The organism is Inquilinus sp. CAU 1745, assembly GCF_039839375.1.
Classification (GTDB): Bacteria; Pseudomonadota; Alphaproteobacteria; order DSM-16000; family Inquilinaceae; genus JBDOQU01.
This window is the reverse complement of the sequence record NZ_JBDOQU010000002.1, coordinates 207,016-225,226: the sequence shown is the minus strand read 5'-3', so window position 1 is coordinate 225,226 and position 18,211 is coordinate 207,016. Positions and strand designations below refer to the sequence as shown.

Annotated in this window: 14 protein-coding genes; 7 read left to right on the top strand and 7 right to left on the bottom strand. The window is 67.7% G+C overall.

Going from position 1 to position 18,211, the window contains the following annotated elements; translation table 11 throughout:
* Positions 1–243 precede the first annotated feature (243 nt).
* A complete protein-coding gene (typA, locus tag AAFN89_RS03480) occupies positions 244–2,073 on the top strand; it encodes a translational GTPase TypA (protein WP_347535940.1) in 1,830 nt (609 codons plus the stop codon).
* 492 nt (positions 2,074–2,565) lie between these two features.
* On the opposite strand, the gene AAFN89_RS03475 is transcribed toward typA, so the two are convergent.
* The gene (locus AAFN89_RS03475; RefSeq protein ID WP_347535938.1) at positions 2,566–3,141 is read right to left on the bottom strand and encodes a YqgE/AlgH family protein; all 576 of its coding nucleotides are present in this window, start codon (positions 3,139–3,141) and stop codon (positions 2,566–2,568) included.
* Positions 3,142–3,267: 126 nt separating this feature from the next.
* Between AAFN89_RS03475 and AAFN89_RS03470 the strand changes: the two genes are divergently transcribed.
* The 6 genes from AAFN89_RS03470 to AAFN89_RS03445 all read left to right on the top strand — a co-directional run bounded on the left by AAFN89_RS03470 (position 3,268) and on the right by AAFN89_RS03445 (position 11,963).
* Positions 3,268–5,367 carry a protein-disulfide reductase DsbD domain-containing protein gene (locus tag AAFN89_RS03470; protein ID WP_347535936.1) on the top strand — a complete coding sequence of 700 codons (2,100 nt, stop codon included), beginning with the start codon at positions 3,268–3,270 and terminating at the stop codon, positions 5,365–5,367.
* 72 nt (positions 5,368–5,439) lie between these two features.
* Complete coding sequence (locus AAFN89_RS03465; RefSeq protein WP_347535934.1) at positions 5,440–5,922, top strand: peroxiredoxin; 483 nt, start codon at positions 5,440–5,442, stop codon at positions 5,920–5,922.
* A 13-nt stretch (positions 5,923–5,935) separates the two neighbouring features.
* Positions 5,936–6,253 (top strand): hypothetical protein, encoded by a 318-nt coding sequence (locus AAFN89_RS03460; protein WP_347535932.1) that lies wholly within the window; start codon positions 5,936–5,938, stop codon positions 6,251–6,253.
* Between the two features lie 247 nt (positions 6,254–6,500).
* On the top strand, positions 6,501–7,343 hold the full coding sequence (locus AAFN89_RS03455) for a hypothetical protein (RefSeq protein WP_347535930.1): 843 nt from the start codon (positions 6,501–6,503) through the stop codon (positions 7,341–7,343).
* On the top strand, positions 7,270–8,817 hold the full coding sequence (locus tag AAFN89_RS03450; protein WP_347535928.1) for a DNA polymerase Y family protein: 1,548 nt from the start codon (positions 7,270–7,272) through the stop codon (positions 8,815–8,817). Before AAFN89_RS03455 ends, AAFN89_RS03450 begins: the two co-directional genes overlap by 74 nt.
* Positions 8,814–11,963 carry an error-prone DNA polymerase gene (locus tag AAFN89_RS03445; protein WP_347535926.1) on the top strand — a complete coding sequence of 1,050 codons (3,150 nt, stop codon included), beginning with the start codon at positions 8,814–8,816 and terminating at the stop codon, positions 11,961–11,963. The genes AAFN89_RS03450 and AAFN89_RS03445 overlap by 4 nt, the downstream gene beginning before the upstream one ends.
* A gap of 167 nt (positions 11,964–12,130) precedes the next feature.
* Here the strand turns inward: AAFN89_RS03445 and AAFN89_RS03440 are convergent, their stop codons facing one another.
* The 6 genes from AAFN89_RS03440 to AAFN89_RS03415 are packed head-to-tail and all read right to left on the bottom strand — an operon-like array spanning position 12,131 to position 18,147.
* Positions 12,131–12,949 (bottom strand): purine-nucleoside phosphorylase, encoded by an 819-nt coding sequence (locus tag AAFN89_RS03440; protein WP_347535924.1) that lies wholly within the window; start codon positions 12,947–12,949, stop codon positions 12,131–12,133.
* Between the two features lie 31 nt (positions 12,950–12,980).
* A complete protein-coding gene (gene cdd / locus AAFN89_RS03435; RefSeq protein WP_347535922.1) occupies positions 12,981–13,394 on the bottom strand; it encodes a cytidine deaminase in 414 nt (137 codons plus the stop codon).
* Positions 13,391–14,362 carry an ABC transporter permease gene (locus AAFN89_RS03430; protein WP_347535920.1) on the bottom strand — a complete coding sequence of 324 codons (972 nt, stop codon included), beginning with the start codon at positions 14,360–14,362 and terminating at the stop codon, positions 13,391–13,393. The genes cdd and AAFN89_RS03430 overlap by 4 nt, the downstream gene beginning before the upstream one ends.
* A gap of 10 nt (positions 14,363–14,372) precedes the next feature.
* Positions 14,373–15,506 (bottom strand): ABC transporter permease, encoded by a 1,134-nt coding sequence (locus AAFN89_RS03425; protein ID WP_347535918.1) that lies wholly within the window; start codon positions 15,504–15,506, stop codon positions 14,373–14,375.
* On the bottom strand, positions 15,503–17,110 hold the full coding sequence (locus AAFN89_RS03420) for an ABC transporter ATP-binding protein (RefSeq protein WP_347535916.1): 1,608 nt from the start codon (positions 17,108–17,110) through the stop codon (positions 15,503–15,505). The genes AAFN89_RS03425 and AAFN89_RS03420 overlap by 4 nt, the downstream gene beginning before the upstream one ends.
* Positions 17,111–17,154: 44 nt before the next feature.
* Positions 17,155–18,147, bottom strand: a complete 993-nt coding sequence (locus AAFN89_RS03415; RefSeq protein ID WP_347535913.1) for a BMP family ABC transporter substrate-binding protein — start codon at positions 18,145–18,147, stop codon at positions 17,155–17,157.
* Positions 18,148–18,211: the final 64 nt, after the last annotated feature.

The window sequence follows — 18,211 nt, the reverse complement described above, 5'->3', positions numbered from 1 at the left end:
GCTGTCCTTTGGGGCGGAAAGATGGCGGCGCCGCCCCCATTTAACGCATGAGCGGCGGGAACAGACCAGCCATGCCGCCCGATTTCTTGCTTATCGGCCGCCGATCGGTATAGTGCGCCGCAACATGAGCGGAGACCGCGACGGCGGCCGTCCGCCGATCGTCGTTGCCGGGCGGGCAGGGGGCGATTCGACGGGACAATCATCATCCCGCCCCCAACCATCTTATTTGACGGGACGATTTTTTTGACGACGGACCTCCGCAACATCGCCATCATCGCGCACGTCGATCATGGCAAGACCAGCCTTATCGACGTCCTCCTCCGCCAGTCCGGCGCGTTCCGCGAGAACCAGCAGGTGGCCGAGCGGGTGATGGATTCCAACGATCTGGAGCGCGAGCGCGGGATCACCATCCTGGCGAAATGCACCTCGCTGCTGTGGAACGGCCAGCGGATCAACATCGTCGACACGCCGGGCCACGCCGATTTCGGCGGCGAGGTGGAGCGCATCCTGAACATGGTCGACGGCGTCGTGGTGCTGGTCGACGCTTCGGAAGGGCCGATGCCCCAGACCAAGTTCGTGCTGGGCAAGGCGCTGAAGCTGGGCCTGCGGCCGATCGTGCTGATCAACAAGGTCGACAAGCCTGACCAGCGCGCCAACGAGGTGCTGGACGAGGTGTTCGACCTGTTCGCGGCCTTGGACGCCAATGAGGACCAGCTCGATTTCCCCGTCCTCTACGCATCGGCCAAGCAGGGCTGGGCGGCGGACGATCCGGACGCCGAGCGCAAGGACATGCGGCCGCTGTTCGACCTGATCCTGAGCCATGTGCCGGCGCCGGTGGTGGAGGCCGACAAGCCCTTCACCCTCCTGGCGACGACGCTGGAGGCCAACCCCTATCTGGGCCGGGTGCTGACCGGGCGCATCCATAGCGGGACCGTCCGGCCGAACATGGCGGTCAAGGCTCTGTCGCGCGACGGCAAGGTGGTGGAGGTGGGCCGCGTCTCGAAGGTGCTGGCCTTCCGCGGACTGGAGCGCCAGCCGATCGAGGCCGGGGAGGCGGGCGACATCGTCGCCATCGCCGGGCTGTCGAAGGCCACCGTCGCCGACACGCTGTGCGATCCGGCCGTGGAGACGCCCCTGTTCGCCCAGCCCATCGATCCGCCGACGCTGGCGATGAGCTTCGCCGTCAACGACAGCCCGCTGGCCGGGACCGAGGGCGACAAGGTCACCTCCCGCGTCATCCGCGACCGGCTGCTGCGCGAGGCGGAGGGCAATGTCGCGCTCCGCATCTCCGAAGCCGAGGGCAAGGACAGCTTCGAGGTCGCGGGACGCGGGGAACTGCAGCTCGCCATCCTGATCGAGACGATGCGCCGGGAGGGGTTCGAACTGTCGATCAGCCGGCCGCGCGTGGTCATGAAGACCGACGCCCAGACCGGCCAGCAGCTTGAGCCGGTGGAGGAGATCCAGGTCGACGTTGACGAGGAATTCTCCGGCGTTGTGGTCCAGAAGCTGTCGGAGCGGAAGGGCGACCTGGTGGAGATGCGGCCCTCCGGCGGCGGCAAGCAGCGTCTGGTCATGCATGTGCCGACGCGCGGCCTGATCGGCTACCATGGTGAGTTCATGACCGACACGCGCGGCACCGGCATCCTCAACCGGATGTTCCATTCCTACGCGCCCTACAAGGGCCAGATCGCCAGCCGCCACACCGGCGTCCTGATCTCCAACGCCCAGGGCGAGGCGGTGGCCTACGCGCTGTGGAACCTCGAGGATCGCGGCCCGATGCTGATCGAGCCGCAGACCCGCGTCTATCAGGGCATGATCATCGGCGAGCACACCCGCGGCAACGACCTGGAAGTCAACGTGCTGAAGGGCAAGCAGCTCACCAACATGCGCGCGTCGGGCAAGGATGAGGCCGTGCGCCTCACCCCGCCGATCCAGATGACGCTGGAGAAGGCGCTGGCCTACATCAACGATGACGAGCTGGTGGAGGTCACCCCGACCTCGATCCGCCTGCGCAAGCGCCTCCTCGACCCCCACGAGCGCAAGCGCGAAAGCCGCCGGGCAGAGGCGGGGTAGGAATCACTCCGCCGTCAAGCTCGCTTCGTCGGAGGTTGATTATCCCCCTTCATGACCGTCTGGGTCGGAGGGGGAGACGGTTTCTGCTGAACCGCAGATTCCTTCGGTCGATCGACCGGTTTGGGCTTTTGATCCGTCATCTGAAGAACCTCGCCGCCTAATTCTTCTTCGTGAGATTCAGCTCGTTACCGGGTCGCCGGCCGTTCCGACCCGCATTCCTTTACCGTCCAGCCGCCCTTCGTCATCTCGCGGATCGCGGGGGCTTTCGGCTTATGAAGGAGCTCACCCGTTCTTGAATCCCTCAAGAGCGTCTGGCGCGCTTCATTGATTTCCAGCTTGTTGACCTGAGTCATTGCCGGATCCCTCCGTCACAATATCATTGATGAATATAGCGCCGATCAGGGAAAACGCGCGTCCATGTCCCTGCACCGATAGAACCTGCCTCCCATCTATTTACGCGAGACCGCGAAGAATCGTCACCACTATTCTGACTTAAGCGTGGCCGGCGTCGCCCGAGAGCATGGAGGGGCTGACGCCCAGCTTGGCTATGGCGCGCTCCCATTTGGTCGACAGGTCGGGGTCGAACAGGATCGCCTCGTCCGGCGGGGCGTTCAGCCAGCCGTTGGACTGGATCTCCTCGTCGAGCTGCCCGGGCGCCCAGCTTGCGTAGCCCAGCGCCAGCAGGTGGCGGCGCGGGCCGTCTCCGGCGGCGATGGCGCGCAATATGTCGATCGTGGCGGTCAGCGCCACGTCCTCGCCGACCATCATGGTGCCTTCCCGCTTGAAATCGCCGGAATGGAGGACGAATCCCCGTCCGCTTTCGACTGGTCCGCCGAAATGGACCCGCGCGGTCTGGGTGACCTCGTCGCCCTCGATGCCCAACTGCTCCAGAAGTTCGGTGAAGCTGATCGAGGGCAGGGGCTTGTTGACCACCAGCCCCATCGCCCCTTCCTCGCTGTGGGCGCAGAGATAGATCACGCTGCGCGCGAAGCGCGGGTCGCTCATGGTCGGCATGGCGATCAGCAACTGACCGGCCAGATAATGTTCTATATTCTTCTCTTCCGTCATGGACATGTCCGTGGGCGCCGGGGGCTCTCTTCGTTGAGAGGGCTTTCAATACATGTAGGGCCGAATGACGCGGCCGGCACGGGAATGTGAGAAATTCCGTCCCAAAAACTCTATATGATCAGCACCATGATAGCCCGTTTCCCAGCATATCTCGCGGCCGCCGCCGGTTTCCTGGCCGCCGGTCTCGCGGCCGGCGCAGTGCAGGCCGCCGAGGGCGATTGGGCGCGGGTCGAGTTGATGCCGGGTGTGGTCGTGGAGGGGCGCCTGATTGCCGCCGTCGACGGCGCGGGCGAGCTTGAATCTGTGCCCGCCGGCCTTCATGTCGTGCTGCCGGACGGGTGGAAGACCTACTGGCGATCCCCCGGCGACGCCGGCCTTCCGCCGGAGGTCGACTGGACGGGTTCGACGAACCTGGCCGACGCCAACATGGCGTTCCCCGCTCCCCATCGCTTCACCCTCTTCGGGCTTCAGACGTTCGGGTATGAGCATGAGGTGGTCTTTCCGCTCACCCTGACGCCGGAGATTGCGGGCGCGCCGCTTGCCCTTTCCGCCCGGGCGGATCTGCTGGTCTGCGCCGACCTCTGCATCCCGGCCACCTTCGATCTCGCGCTCGACATTCCGGCCGGCCCGGCTTCGGTGGACGGGGAGGCGGCAAACCTGATCGAGCGCCATGCCTCCCGCGTGCCGGGTGACGGCGCGGCGAGCGGATTGTCGCTTGGGGCCATCACGCTGGAAGGTGAGGACGCGCTGGTCGTCACCGCGACCGCGCGGGAGCCGTTCGAGGCGCCCGACATCTTCGTCGAGACCACCGATCTCTTCTGGGCCTTCGGCGCGCCGGAGATGAGGGTATCCGGCGACCGGCTGACCGCCACCCTGCCGATCCTCCAGACGCCGAACGATGCCGCCAGCCTCGCCGGCGCGCCGGTGACGATCACGCTGGTCGACGGCGCGCGGTCGATGGAGCAGGCGGCGACGGTGGAGGCCACGGCGATGGCGTCCGGTCCTGGATTTCCAACTATGCTGGGTATCGCCCTGCTGGGCGGGCTGATCCTGAACCTGATGCCCTGCGTGCTGCCGGTGCTGTCGATCAAGCTCTTGTCGGTGGCCGGCTATGGCGGACAATCGCCGGGGCGGGTCCGGCTCGGCTTCCTCGCATCCTCCGCCGGCATACTCGTCTCCTTCATGGGGCTGGCCGCTGCTGCAATCGCGGCCAGGGCGGCGGGCGGCGCGGTCGGCTGGGGCATCCAGTTCCAGCAGCCGCTGTTCATCGTCGCCATGGTCGTCATCCTCACGCTGTTCGCCTGCAACCTGCTGGGCCTGTTCGAGATCCGGTTGCCCTCGGTGATCGCCGACCGGGCGGGCCGGCTGACCGGGAACGGGCTTGCGGGATCCTTCGCCACGGGGGCCTTCGCCACCCTGCTGGCCACGCCCTGTTCGGCCCCCTTCCTGGGCACGGCCGTCGGTTTCGCGCTGTCGCGCGGGCCGGTGGAGATTCTGGCGATCTTCACGGCGCTGGGCCTCGGCCTCGCGCTGCCCTATCTGGCGGTCGCGGCGTTTCCGAAACTGGCGGCGGCGCTGCCTCGGCCGGGGCGCTGGATGATCGTCCTGCGCCGCATCCTCAGCCTGTTCCTGGCGGCGACGGCGCTCTGGCTGTTGAGCGTGCTGGCGGCCCAGCTTTCGGCCCCGGCGGCGATCGCGGTCGGGCTGATGATGGTCGTCCTGACCCTCATCCTGTGGGCGAGAGGCCGGTTCGCCGGCGGCGCGCGGTGGGCGGGGGCGCTGGTGGCGGCGGCGCTGGCGCTCGGCGCTTTCGTCGTTCCGGGCGCGTTCGATCATTCCGCGACCGCGCGGGAGACGGAGTCCGCCGCCTCGGGCGACTGGACTGCCTTCGACCGCGACGCCATCGGTCGGCTGGTGGCGGACGGGCGGGTCGTCTTCGTCGACGTGACGGCCGACTGGTGCATCACCTGCCAGGCGAACAAGACGCTCGTGCTGCAGAGAGGCGCGGTCGCGGACGCGCTGGACGGCGAGGGCGTGACGCCGATGCGGGCGGATTGGACATCGCCGGACGACGGGATCGCCGCCTATCTGGCCGATCATGGCCGCTACGGCATACCGTTCAACATCGTCTATGGTCCGGCCGCGCCGGAGGGCATCCCCTTGCCCGAGATCCTCACCGAGGAAGCGGTGATGGATGCGCTGGCCCAGGCGGGGCTGGAAAGCTGATCCCGGCCGCACCAGTTGTCAAAAGGCCCGTTCGGGCTTCTAATCTCCAGCCACCTATTTCAGGAACGCCAGATGACCATCCAGCCCGGCGACAAGATTCCCTCCGTCACGCTCAAGCACCTGACCCAGGACGGCATGGCGGAGATCACGACCGACGAGATATTCGCCGGCAGGAAAATCGTGATGTTCGCCGTTCCGGGCGCCTTCACGCCTACCTGCTCCGCCCGCCACCTGCCCGGCTATCTGGACCGGCTGGACGATTTCAAGGCCAAGGGCGTGGATGAGGTCGTCTGCATGGCGGTCAACGATCCCTTCGTCATGAAGGCCTGGGGCGAGAAGACGGAAGTCAACGGCGCGATCCGCCTGCTGCCCGACGGTAATGGCGACCTCACCCGCAAGCTGGGGCTGGAAATGGACGGCGCGGCCCACGGGCTGGGCAAGCGGGTCAAGCGCTTCGCCCTGGTGGCGGAGGACGGCAAGGTGACGAAGGTCGCGGTCGAGGACGGGCCGGGCGTCACCGTCTCCGGCGCCGACGCCATCCTCGAAAGCCTCTGAAGGCGGACCGCCGATGCCCGACCCTGCGCAGGCGAACGATCCCAATCCCTGGGTCATCGCCATCTACGCGGCCGGCTTCGGCGTGGCCTTCCTGCTCAACCTCTGGAACTGGCTTCGCCTCTCCCGCGCCGATGCGTGGCGGCGCAGGGGCGACGAGGCGGGCGTGGATTATCCCGCCGGGCCGGGTCTGATGGCGAGACGGCGGCCGACGGAGAATGTTATGGATGAGAAGCTGAAGAGACAGGAATCCTTGCGCCGCATCAGGCGTTATCGCGGGCGATTGCCTGCGGGATTCCGGTTCGATCGCGGGGAAGCGAACGAACGCGGCTGAATTCCGAGGACACGGTCATCCCGTCCCCGATCCTGTTCCCGTTCAACATCCAGCTCTCCCAGGGAGGATTTCCGGAGAAGGGAGACGAGGGAGGCTCCTGTATCGGGGGCGACGGGGGCGTCTGTTCCGGATCAGCCATGCTTCTCTCCTGCTGTCTGACTATTCGTGCGGCGGGCAGGAAAAGGCAAGCCATGAATGGCGATCATTGACTCCTTCTCCATGAGTCGGAATCAATAGAGAACAAATCATGAACATTGTTCCTGTCGCCATGGCCGAAGCCAGCTATAAAGATCGCTACATCGTTTCCCTGTCGGAGCTTCGGGAGACCGGCAAGATCGTGCCGTTTCCGGGGAGCCGGCGCATCGCGCCTCCCTCTCCGATCGATCCGGAGAAGCAGGCGCGGATTGACCGGCTGAGAGAGGCCATCGGACAAGGCCAGGCGGCGCGGTCCTATGGGGTCGTGCCGTTCGGGGCGCAAGGGATCGATTCCGCCCTGCCCTGGGGCGGGTTGCCGCGCGGACGGCTGCATGCCCTGGCCGGGCCGTTCGGCGACGGGACGGTCTTCGGCGTCGGTTCGGCGCTGGCCGGCCGTCTGGCCGGGGCGGAGGGGATCGTCCTGTGGTGCCGGCCGCGCCATGGGGCGGGGCTGGCGGATGCGCCCTACGGGCCGGGGCTGGCCCGGTTCGGCCTGCCGCCGGATCGTCTTTTCCTGGTCGAGACGCGGCGCCCCGTCGATGCGCTGTGGGCCATGGAGGAAGGCTTGAGGTGCCCGGACATGGCGGCGGTGATCGGCGAGGGACTGTCTCCGGACCTGACGGCGACGCGCCGCCTGCAACTGGCGGCCGAAAGTCGGGGGGTGACGGCGCTGCTGCTGTCCGCCGGCGGCGCGGCGCCCGTCCGGTCCGCCGCCGTGACCGCATGGTGGGCGGAAGGGACGGTGGAGCCGGGGGCGCGATGGCGGCTCGCCCTGCAGCGGTGCCAGGGCGGCGCGCCCGGCGAATGGAAGGTTTCATGGGATGACGAGACGCTGTCTTTCCGTCTGGCTGCCCCACTGGCCGACCGACCGGTTCCGGCGACGCGGGCCGGCTGAGGCCGCTTCCGCCATCGGAAATGCCATCCGGGACTGGGACCGGCCGCTGGTCCTGACCGCGACCGGGAAGCGCGGCCTCTCCATCGTCGCGGTCGATCCCGTCGCGGCGGCGGAGGGGCTGCGTCCCGGCCTGCCGCTGGCCGACGCCCGCGCGCTCGTCCCCCATCTGACAGCCGCGCCCGCCGATCCGGACGAGGATGCCCGCGCGCTCGACCGGCTGGCGGAATGGGCCTGCCGCTACAGCCCCTGGGCGGCGACCGATGGGCCGGACGGGCTGATCCTGGACGTCACCGGCTGCGATCACCTGTTCGGCGGAGAGGCGGCGCTGGCGGAGGATATGACGGCCCGGCTGCGCCGGTTCGGAATCCATGCGCGGATCGGCCTTGCCGGAGCGCCGGCCGCCGCCTGGGCCTGGACGCGTTATGGCGAGGGCGGCGTGCTGCTGGCGGAGAGGGAGACGGCGGCGCTGCATGCCCTGCCGGTGGCGGCGCTGCGCCTTCCCCCGGCCCTGGTCGGCGATCTGGGGCGGCTGGGGCTGCGGACGATCGCCGATCTCGCGGCCCAGCCTCCGGCCCCGCTGACCGCGCGATGCGGAGAGACGCCCGTCCGCCGGCTGGGCCAGATGCTGGGCCGGCGGGCGGAGCCGATCTCCCCCCGCCGGCCGCCGGCCGAATGGCGGGTCCACCAGATCTTCGCCGACCCGATCGGCGCGCCGGAAAGCATCGCCCGCTCCCTCCAGCATCTGCTGGAGGCGCTGTGTCGCGACCTCGCGCTGAAGGAGCGCGGCGCGCGGAGGCTGGTCCTGGCGGCCTATCGCGCCGATGGCGACGTCAGCCGGCTGGAGGTCGGTGTCGGCCGGCCCGCCCGTTCGGTCCGGCACCTGCGCCGCCTGTTCGACCAGAAGCTGGACCGGATCGATCCCGGCTTCGGCATCGACGCCATGGTGCTGGAGGCGACGGCGACGGACCCGCTGCCGGCCGGGCAGATGGGTTTCGAGGATGGGGAAGGCGTCGGCGCGGCGCTGGCCGAGCTGGTGGACCGGCTCCAGAACCGTCTCGGCCGCGACCGGGTGGTGCAGCTCGTGCCGGTGGAAAGCCATGTGCCGGAGCGGGCGGTGACCCTGGTTCCCGCTCCGGCCCCGCCCGGCGCCCCCGACTGGACCGCTGCGGACTGGACCTCCCTGCCGCCGCGCCCGGTCCGGCTGCTGCCCTGCCCGGAGCCGATCGAGGTGACGGCGGCGGTGCCGGACGATCCGCCGCTGTTCTTCCGCTGGCGGAAGATCGGCCATCAGGTTTCCCGCGCCGAGGGGCCGGAACGCATCGCCCCGGAATGGTGGCGGCGAGGGGAAACGGCGGATATCCGGGATTACTATTGGGTGGAGGATACCGACGGCCGCCGCTTCTGGGTCTACCGGGACGGCGCGTTCGCGGCCGGCCGGCCGCCGCGCTGGTATCTGCACGGACTGTTCGCATGAGCTACGCCGAGCTTCAGGTGACGACGAATTTCACCTTCCTGCGCGGGGCGTCCCATCCGGCGGAGCTGGTGGAGAGGGCGGCCGAGCTGGGTCACGCCGCCATCGCCATCACCGACCGCAACACGCTGGCCGGCGTGGTCCGCGCCCATGCGGCGGCGAAGGAGCTGAAATTCCCACTGATCGTCGGGGCGCGGCTGGATTTTGCCGACGCGCCCGGCGTTCTCGTCTTCCCGAAGGACCGGGCCGCCTATGGCCGGCTGTCCCGCCTGCTGACCCTGGGCAAGCGGCGGACGGTGAAGGGGGAATGCCTGATCCGCCTCCAGGATCTGATCGATTATGGCGACGGGCAGGAGGCAGTGGCTCTGCCGCCCCCCGACGGCCGACCCGATGCAGCTTTCGCGGAGCATCTGCGCGCGCTGAAACGGCGGTTCGGAAGATCCCTCTCCCTGGCCGCCCACCATCTCTATCGCGGCGACGATGCGGCGCGGCTGCGCCGGTTGGGCGATCTGGGGGACGCGCTGGGCGTCCCGCTGGCGGCGACCAACGATGTTCATGCCCACGCGGCCGACAGGCGGCCGCTGCAGGACGCGCTGACCTGCATCCGCGAGGGCTGCACGATCGACCAGGCGGGCTATCGGCTCCACGCCAATGCGGAACGCTGCCTGAAGCGGCCGGACGAGATGGCGCGCCTGTTCCGCGACCGGCCGGACGCCCTCTCCCGGACGCTGGAGATCGCGGAACGCTGCGCCTTCTCGCTCGACAGCCTGAAATACGAATATCCGGTGGAGCCGGTGCCCGAAGGGCGGACGCCGCAGGAGGAGCTGGTCCGGCTGGTCCGGGAGGAGGTCGCGCGCAAATATCCGAAAGGCGTGCCGGAGAAGGTCGAGAAGGCGCTGGCGGAGGAATTGCCGCTGGTCGAGCAGCTCAACTACGCGCCCTATTTCCTCACCGTCCACGACATCGTCCGTTATGCGCGGTCGAGGGATATCCTCTGCCAGGGTCGCGGATCGGCGGCCAATTCGGTGATCTGCTACTGCCTGGGCATCACCAAGGTCGATCCCGACAAGGTGGATCTGCTGTTCGCCCGCTTCATCTCCGCCCAGCGCAACGAACCGCCCGACATCGACGTGGATTTCGAGCATGAGCGGCGGGAGGAGGTGATCCAGTACATCTACGACAAGTACGGTCGCGACCGTGCGGGGCTGGCGGCGACCGTCATTTCTTACCGGCCGAAGAGCGCCATCCGCGACATCGGCAAGGCCATGGGGCTGTCGATGGACGCGGTCGGAATCCTGTCCCGGACGATCTGGGGGTGGGGCCGGGAGGGCATCGACGAAACCCATATCCGGGAGGCCGGGCTGGACCCGTCCGACGGCCGGCTGCGCCTGACCATCGAACTGACCCGCACGCTGATCGGCTTTCCCCGCCATCTCTCCCAGCATGTCGGCGGTTTCGTCATCACCAGGGGGCCGCTGTCGGAAATCGTGCCGATCGAGAATGCGGCGATGGAGGACCGCACGGTCATCGAATGGGACAAGGACGATCTCGACACGCTGGGGATGCTGAAGATCGACGTGCTGGCGCTGGGGATGCTGACCTGCCTGCGGCGCGGGCTCGACCTCCTGCGCGATCATTACGGGCGGGATGAGGATCTGGACACGCTGCCGGCGGAGGACGAGGCCGTCTACAAGATGCTGGGGAAGGCCGATTCGGTGGGCGTCTTCCAGGTCGAAAGCCGGGCCCAGATGACCATGCTGCCGCGCCTCCGGCCGAAGAATTTCTACGATCTGGTGGTCGAGGTGGCGATCGTCCGGCCGGGGCCGATCCAGGGCGACATGGTCCACCCCTATCTCCGCCGGCGGAAGGGCTTAGAGAAGGTCGACTACCCGAAGGACGAGCTGCGGGAGGTGCTGGAGAAGACCTTCGGCGTGCCGCTTTTCCAGGAACAGGCGATGCGCATCGCCATGGTCGCCGCCGAATTCACGCCTTCGGAGGCCGACGGGCTGCGGCGGGCGATGGCGACCTTCCGCAGGACGGGCACGATCCATAATTTCGAGGAAAAGATGGTCGGGCGGATGGTGGAGCGGGGCTATGACCGCGATTTCGCCCAGCGCTGCTTCAACCAGATCAAGGGGTTCGGCGAATACGGCTTTCCCGAAAGCCATGCCGCCAGCTTCGCGCTCCTGGTCTACGCTTCGGCCTGGCTGAAATGCCATTATCCGGAGGTGTTTGCGGCGGCGATCCTGAACAGCCAGCCGATGGGATTCTATTCGCCGGCCCAGCTTATCCGGGATGCGCGCGACCATGGGGTCGCGGTGTGGCCGGTCGACGTCAATCACAGCCATTGGGACAGCACGCTGGAGCCGGATTCCGGTGGAAGATGCGCCCTGCGCCTCGGCTTCCGCCTCGCCGGCGGCTGCCGGGAGGCTGACATGGCCAGGCTGATCGCGGCGCGGGGCGGCGGCTATCGGGATGTGAGGGACATCTGGCGGCGCACCGGGCTGCGGCCGGCCGTGCTGGAGATTCTGGTCAGGGCCGACGCCTTCGGCTCGATCGGCCTCGTCCGCCGCGAGGCGCTATGGCAGGTCCGGGCGCTGGGGGATGCGCCCCTGCCGCTGTTCGCCCATGCCGAGGGTCTGCGCGGCGATTTGATCCGCGAGCCGGCGGCGCTCCTGCCTGCCATGCCGCTGGGGGAGCAGGTGGTGGCCGACTATGCCAGCCTCGGCCTCTCCATCCGCGCCCACCCGCTGGCGCTGCTGCGGGAGGTCATGGCGGAGCGCCGGGTCCGGCCCAATCGCGATCTCAGGACGATCAAGGACGGTGCGCCGATCCGCATCGCGGGGCTGGTGCTGGTCCGCCAGCAGCCGGGGACGGCCAGCGGCGTCATCTTCGCGACGCTGGAGGACGAGACGGGGGTGGCCAATATCGTCGTCTGGCCGCGCGTGTTCGAACGGCACCGGAAGACCCTGCTGGGCTCCCGCCTGCTCTGCGTCGACGGCAGGGTGCAGTCGGCCGAAGGCGTGATCCATGTGATCGCCGACAGGCTCCAGGATTTCTCAGCGGACCTCCGTCGGCTTTCGGAAATGAATGATTCCCTGGACGCCAACCCCTACGACGTCATGCCCGCAGGCCGGAATTTCCGGTGAAGCGGCGGCGGGACGAAGATTCTGGGAAAAACGTCATGCTGGACTTGATCCAGCATCCATGCGGCATCGAGGCCGGCAGGGGACCGCGCCTGCTCCTTCGCCGCCGGTGAAGCGGCCACGGCCCATGGATTCCGGATCAAGTCCGGAATGACGAAGGGTGGGTTCCCTCAGGCGGCGTAGCGTTCCAGGAAGCATACGATGAGGCGCTGGAGGTCCTTGCCGGCTTCGGCGGCGGCGCGGAGGGTCTGGGCGTGGTCGACGGTTTCGTCGGAAAGGCCGACGCCCAGATTGGTGATGACGGCCGTCGCCGTCACCTTCAGCCCGCAATGGCGGGCGAGGATGCATTCCGGGACGGTCGACATGCCGACGGCGTCCGCGCCCAGGCCCTGGATCATCCGCACCTCGGCCGGCGTCTCGAAGGTGGGGCCCAGCCAGGCGGCGTAGACGCCTTCGGCCAGGTCGACGCCGATCGCCGCCGCGCAGTCGCGCTGAAGGGCGCGCAGCGCGGGGTCGTAAGCGTCCGCCATCGGCGGGAAGCGCGGGCCGACCTCCTCGTCATTCGGGCCGGCCAGAGGGTTTCCGCCCATCAGGTTCAGATGGTCGCTGATGGTCATGAGGCTGCCGGCGCCGACTTCCGGCCGCAGGCTGCCGGCGGCGCAGGTCAGGTAGATCGCCTCGCAGCCGATCCATTTCATCGCCCGCACCGGCACCTTCATGGCGTCGATGCGGCCTTCATAGGCATGGGCGCGCCCCTGCAGGCAGGCGACCGGGACGCCGCCGAGATTGCCGAGCAGCAGCCGGCCAGCATGGCCATGGACGCCCGGTTCGGGAAAGCCGGGAAGGTCGCCATAGGAGATGACCACCGGGTCCTCCACCAGATCGGCCAGCGGACCAAGGCCCGACCCAAGCACGATGGCGACTTTCGGCTGGAACCCCTCCGCCATCTTCAGGATGCGCGTGGCCGCTTCGGCGGAATGATCGGACATGGGAGGGGCTCCGGCGGAGGAAGGGGAGGGGTCAGCGCAGCGCGTCGCTGGAGAAGGCCATCGGCAACAGGCTTTCGAACGGCACGGTCTGCCGCAGGCCCGACGGGGTGCAGAGATGGACCGGCGTGTTCGGCCGGGCGAATTCCAGGATGCGCTGCCGGCAGCCGCCGCAGGGGGTGATGACCTGCGCGTCGCCGTCGCCGCCGCCGATCAGCAGCAGTTCGGCGATGCCGGTCGCGCCGCCGGTGACCATGGCGCCGATAGCCGACGCCTCCGCGCACTGGCTTTGCGGATAGGCCGCGTTCTCCACATTGCAGCCGGCGAAGACCCTGCCGTCCGTCGTCCGGATGGCGACGCCCACCTTGAAGCGGGAATAGGGCACATGGGCGTTTTCGCGGGCCGCGCTGGCGGCGGCGAACAGGGCGTCAAGCCGGTCGTCGGTCATCGTTCTTTCACATAGGGAACGCCGATGGCCCTGGGCGCGACGGCCCGGCCGATGAAGCCCGCCAGCAGCACCACGGTCAGGATGTAGGGTAGGGCCTGGATGAACTGCACCGGGATTTCGCCGATCCCCGGCAGGCTGACGCCCTGGAGCCGGGCCTCGATCGCTTCCAGGAAGCCGAACAGCAGGCAGGTGAACAGCACGGGAACCGGCCGCCATTTGGCGAAGATCAGAGCGGCCAGCGCCAGATAGCCCTTGCCGGCCGTCATGTCGCGGACGAAGGACGCGTTCTGGGCGACCGACAGGTAGGTGCCCGCGACGCCGCAAAGCACGCCGGTGATGACCAGCGCCCGATAGCGCAGGCCGATGACGGAGATGCCCGCCGTGTCGACCGCCGCCGGATTTTCGCCCACCGCCCGCAGCCGCAGGCCGAAGCGGGTGCGGTAGACGATCCAGGAGGTCGCGGCGACGACGGCGAAGGCGACATAGACCAGGATGTTGTGGCCGCTGATCAGGTCGGCGTAGATCGGGCCGATCACCGGAACGTCGCGGACGGCGTCGGCGAAGGGCAGGGTCAGCGCGTTGAAGCGCGCGTCGCCGCTCAAAGTCGGCGTCTGTCCGCCCCGGGCGAACCAGGCGATGCCCAGCGTCGGCGCCAGTCCGGCGACCAGGATGTTGATCGCGAGGCCTGAGATCACCTGATCGCCCTTATGGGTGATGGAGGCGTAGCCATGGACCATGGAGAGCGCCACGGAGACGAGGATGCCGGCGCAAAGGCCGATCCAGGGCGATCCCAGAACCGCCGCCGCGGCCGCGCTGGCGAACGCCGCCCCCAGCATCTTGCCCTCCAACCCGATATCGACGACGCCCGACCGTTCTGAGTAGAGCCCCGCGAGCGCGGCGAGGATGAGCGGCGTGGCGGTCCGGACTGTGGCGTCCAGGAGATTGATGGCGAGAAGGAAGGTGTCCATGGGCTGGGGCCTAGTCCGCCGGCTGCGCGGCGAGGCGGCGCGCCTGGGCCCGCTGGATGAACCAGTTCTCGATCCGTGGACGGAACATGTTCTCCAGCGCACCGGCGAACAGGATCACCAGCCCCTGGATGACGACGATCATCTCCCGCGTGATGCGCGGCATCTCGAACGCCAGCTCCGCCCCACCCTGGTAGAGCGCGCCGAACAGCAGGGCCGACAGCAGGATGCCGACCGGATGGTTGCGTCCCATCAGCGACACCGCGATGCCGACGAAGCCGTAGCCGGCGACGAAGTTCAGCATCAGCCTGTGCTGCACGCCCATGATCTCGTTGACGCCGACGAAGCCCGCCAGCGCGCCGGAGATCAGCATCGCCATGATGATGCTGCGCGAGGGGGAGATGCCGCCATAGACGGCGGCCTTGGCGTTCTGACCGACGGTCCGGACCTCATACCCCCAGCGGGTGTGCCAGATGAATATCCAGACGAGGAAGGCGCAGATCAGCGCCCAGAAGAAGGCGAGGTTGAGCGGCGAGCGGCCGAAATCCACGCCGATGAAAGCCAGCATCTCATGCATCGCCGGCAGCCGCGCATTCTCCATGAAGGGGCGGCTTTCCGGCGACATCTGGCCCGGCTCGATCAGCACGTTGACCATCAGGTAGACCATCAGCGACGCGGCGATGAAATTGAACATGATCGTCGTGATGACGATGTGGCTGCCGCGCTTCGCCTGAAGGTATCCGGGAATGAACGCCCAGGCCGCGCCGAACACCGCGCCGCCGAGGATCGCCAGTGGCAGGATCAGGGGGAAGGGCAGGAAATCGAAATAGAGGCAGACAAGGCCGACGCCCAGCCCGCCGATATAGGCCTGCCCCTCGCCGCCGATATTGAACAGGCCGCAATGAAAGGCGACGGCGACGGCAAGGCCCGTGAAGATGAAGTTGGTCGTGTAGTAGAGCGTGTAGCCGATGGCGGATTCATAACCGAACGCGCCATAGATCAGCCAGCGCACCGCCTCCAGCGGGTTCTCCCCGATGCCGACGACGACAAGGCCGGAGACCAGGAAAGCCAGCACCAGGTTGATCAGCGGGATCAGGCCGATCGACACCCAGCGCGGCGCGGCGACGGGTTGTCCGAAGCTGCTCATCCGATGCGCGCCCCGTCATCTTCCGCCGGTACGCTCTTGCGCGCCTCGGCAGCCGGCACGCCCGCCATCATCAGCCCCAGAAGGCGCTCGTCGGCCTCCTCATGGGTCACCTCGCCGACGATCTGGCCGTCGAACATCACGAGGATGCGGTCGGCCAGCGACAGGATCTCGTCCAGCTCCACCGACACCAGCAGGATCGCCTTGCCGCGGTCCCGCATCTCGATCAGCCGGCGATGGATGAACTCGATCGCGCCGATATCGACGCCGCGCGTCGGCTGGCCGACCAGAAGCAGGTCGGGATCGCGCTCCATCTCCCGCGCGACGATCAGCTTCTGCTGATTGCCGCCGGAGAAGTTCGCGGCCTTCAGCAGCGGGTTGGGCGGTCGGACATCGTAATCCTTCATCTGTCGGCCGCAGGATTCGACGATCCGCTTGCGGTTCATGAGGATGCGGCCATTGCATTCCGGATCGTCGTGATATCCGAGGATCGTGTTCTCATTGGCGGAGAAGCTGGTCACCAGCCCTTCGCGATGCCGATCCTCCGGCACGTGAGCGACGCCCAGGCGGCGCATGTCGCCGGCGTCGCAGATCCCGCTTTCGGCGATGTCGCGACCGTTGATCCGGATCGCGCCCGAAGTCGGCGGGCGGGTGCCGGAGAGCGCGGCCAGAAGCTCCGACTGGCCGTTGCCGGAGACACCGGCGACGCCGACGATCTCTCCCGCACGGACGGCGAAGGAGACATCCTTGACCCGCCGAACCTTCTGGTCGTCCACGACCTCCAGACCGTTAACCTCCAGCACCGGGCCGGCGGGTTCGGCCGGCTTCTTGTCGACCTTGAGCAGCACCTTCCGGCCGACCATCAGCTCGGCCAGCTTCTCCCGGTCCGTCTCCTTCGTCGGCACGTTGGCGACCACCGCGCCCTGGCGCATCACCGTGACGGAATCGGTGATCGCCATGATCTCGCGCAGCTTGTGGGTGATCAGGATGACGGTCTTCCCCTGCTCGCGCAGGGCGGCGAGGATGCGGAACAGATGGTCCGCCTCCTGCGGCGTCAGGACGCCGGTGGGTTCGTCGAGGATCAGTATGTCGGCGCCCCGGTAGAGCGCCTTCAGGATCTCGACGCGCTGCTGCAGGCCGACCGGCAGGTCGCCGACGATGGCGTCGACATCGACCTCCAGGGTGTATTCTCTTTCCAGCGCCTTCAGGTCGGCGCGGGCCTTGGCGCGGCCGCTGGCCAGCTTGAAGCCGCCTTCCGCGCCCAGCATGATATTCTCCAGCACGGTGAACGGCTCGACCAGCATGAAGTGCTGATGGACCATGCCGATGCCGGAATCGATCGCGTCCTGGGAGGAGTGGATGGCGCGGGGCTGGCCGTTCACCCTGATCTCCCCGCTGTCGGCCTCGTAGAAGCCGTAGAGGATGCTCATCAGGGTCGACTTGCCGGCGCCATTCTCGCCGATGATGCCGTGGATCGTGCCCGGTGCGACCGACAGGGAGACATCCCTGTTGGCGCGGACCGGGCCGAAGCTCTTGTTGATGTCGATCAGCTCGATGGCCGGCGGGGTCGTCCCGCCGGCCATCGGCGTCGTCGTGGAAACGCTCATCACGTTCCTTGATGACAGGGTAACGAAAACGACTGGAGCTAGGATCAGTACTCGCAGGCGTTGTTGCTGTAGTAGCTGTCGACCTCGATCTCGCCGGAGATGATCTTCTGCTTCGCCTCCTCGACGGCGGCCTTCATCTCGTCGGTGATCAGTTCTTCATTGTGTTCGTCGAGCGCCCAGCCCACGCCTTCCTCGGCGAGGCCGAGATTGAGCATGCCCGGCTCCCACGTGCCCTCATATGCGCTCATGAAGGCGTTGTAGGCGGCGACGTCGACGCGCTTCAGCATCGAGGTCAGCATGGTGCCCGGATGCAGGTAGTTCTGGTTGGAATCGACGCCGATCGCCAGATTGCCCGTGTCCTCGGCCGCCTGATAGACGCCGATGCCGGTGCCGCCGGCCGCGGCGAACACCACGTCCGCGCCACGGTCGAACTGGCTGCGGGCAAGCTCGCCGCCGCGGGTCGGGTCGTTCCAGGCTGCCGGCGTCGTGCCGGTCATGTTCTCGATGACCTCGATCTCCGGATCGACATAATGCACGCCCTGCTCGTAACCGCAGGCGAAGTTGCTGATCAGCGGGATGTCCATGCCGCCGACGAATCCGACCGTGTCGGTTTCCGTCGCCATCGCGGCCAGGACGCCGACGAGGAACGAGCCCTCATGGTCCTTGAAAGTGATCGACTGGACGTTCGGCAGGTCGACAACGCCGTCGATGATGGTGAATTTGGTGTCGGGGAATTCCTGCGCCACGGTCTCTATCGCCGGCGCCTGGGCGAAGCCGACGCCGATGACGATGTCGGCGCCGTTGCGCGCCATCCGGCGCAGCGCCTGCTCGCGCTGGGTCTCGTTCGTGACCTCGAATTCCGCGTAGTCGATTCCGGTTTCCTCGCGGAACCGCTCGACCCCGTTATAGACGCCCTCGTTGAACGACCGATCGAACTTGCCCCCCATGTCGAAGACGACGGCGGGCTCGAATTCATCATCCTGCGCCTGCGCGACACCGCCGATAAGGGCGGTGGACAGGAGTAGGGCGGACAGCATTTTGTTCATTGTTTCCCAAGCGCTCCCTGTGGAAAGGCAGTGCCGCCAACCATAACGCCGCCGT